Consider the following 1,795-nt stretch of genomic DNA (forward strand, 5'->3'; position numbering starts at 1 on the left):
GGGGCTGTATCACATTTATATTTCAGTTAATATTTGGTCTAATCAATTTCTCAGGGTCTGTGGATGACCTCGGCTTGATTTTTCATTTTTTGCCTTTCGGAAGTCCAATTGTAGAGAAAAAGCAGCTTTCTATGCTGCTTTCTTCCTGATATTCTGTGCTATTGCCAATAATCCCATTTCAATTTCCACTTTTTGCTTTCCACGGAGCATAAATCGCTTGAACCCGTGGTTCTTTTTTATGTTTCCGAATACCGATTCCACATCATAGCATCGTTTCTTTCGGTGTGCCCTGCCCTGGTCGGAGTTCAGCAGTTCGGTCGCCGTTCTCTTATAGGCTTCCAGCTGGGGGTTCAGCGAGACGACCCTGTCAACGGTCGGTATCCTGCAGGATCCGTGCATCTCACAGGTGCTGCACCCCTCTGTCCTGTAGTGCCTTGTTGTCTGCCTGTACCCACTGGAAGTCTCCTGCTCCCTGGTGCCGATGAATTTCATGGGCTGCCCGCTGGGACAGGTGAACTCGTCCTTTTTGTGGTCATATGAAAGCTCACTGCTGTGGAAAAGGCCCCTGCCCACTGGACCTCTCTGGTCCAGATCGAACATGTTGTACTTGACAAAGGGATTGATGCTGTTGATCAGCAGGAACTCATAATTTTCCTGAGAGCCGTATCCCGCATCCGCCGTCACGGATTTCGGAAGCTTGCCGAACCGCTGTCCGTGGAGCTCTATATGGGGTATCAGGGTCAGGGTATCGGTCGGGTTGGGGTGGATGCTGTAATTGACGATGTATTGGTTTGATGTGGAGATCTGTACATTGTAGCCCGGTTTCAGGGTACCCTTGCCACTATGGTCATCTTTCATCCGCATGAAAGTGGCATCCGTATCCGTTTTGCTGTAGCTCCCCCGATTCTCCAATATAGCTTCCTGTTCCTCATATTTTTCAATCCGTGCAGGATAGGTCTTTGTTATATGCCTAAGCTTGTTTTTGGTGCCACTGTCCACAGCGTCCTTTTTGCCCAGCACCTCATTGAGCTTGTCCACCGTCTGTTTTATCCGCTGCTGGTCTATTTTTTGATTTGTGGGAGGCTCTGGCGGAAGATTGTCCTCTTCAGTGGCAATGTGCTGTGCATATTTCCATATCTCGGCCAACTGTTGCTTCATTTTTTCCTTGTTCCTGAGAATGCTGTTTTTCCAGACAAAAGAATACCTGTTCGCATTGGCCTCTATCTTGGTTCCATCTGTATAGACCTCCTCTATGCTCAGCAGGCCTTCTTTGGCCAACAACATGACAATCTCGTTAAAAACCTTTTGAAGGATCTTTTTCAGCCTAACCCCACGAAATCTGTTGATAGTGTTGTGATCTGGCCTGTTCATGCCAGACAGCCACATAAAGGCAACGTTCTCACGACATGCCTGAGAAATTTTACGGCTGGAATAGATGTTGGTCACATAGGCATAGACCAGGACCTTCAACAAGCACTGCGGATGATAATTGGAAGCTCCCAGTTGGGAATAGGCCTTCAACAACGGCTGAATCTTTATTGAATTGATGACCTGGTCGACCACTCGGGCAGGATGGTTTTCCGGCAGTAGTTCTTCAAAAGTTGGCGGAAAGGCCATCAGCTGGTGCTGATCATAGGGCTTGAAAGCAGGTAGTTTTCTGGATGGTTTTGATGACATTCTCTGATCGATTAATATACTTAAATATATGTAAATCAATTGATTATATCAAATCTTAAGTACATAAGATAATTAAAATTTATCACATATTTTGCCAAGATAATTATGATACAGCCCC

Annotated in this window: 1 protein-coding gene; it reads right to left on the reverse strand. The window is 46.1% G+C overall.

What is annotated here, in order from left to right; translation table 11 throughout:
* Positions 1-129 precede the first annotated feature (129 nt).
* Entirely contained in the window at positions 130-1,677 is a 1,548-nt protein-coding gene (locus tag CRT24_RS14380) for an IS1182 family transposase (RefSeq protein ID WP_099371915.1), read from the reverse strand.
* Positions 1,678-1,795 lie beyond the last annotated feature (118 nt).

This window comes from Sphingobacterium sp. 1.A.5 (assembly GCF_002734235.1).
GTDB classification, from domain to species: Bacteria; Bacteroidota; Bacteroidia; order Sphingobacteriales; family Sphingobacteriaceae; genus Sphingobacterium; species Sphingobacterium daejeonense.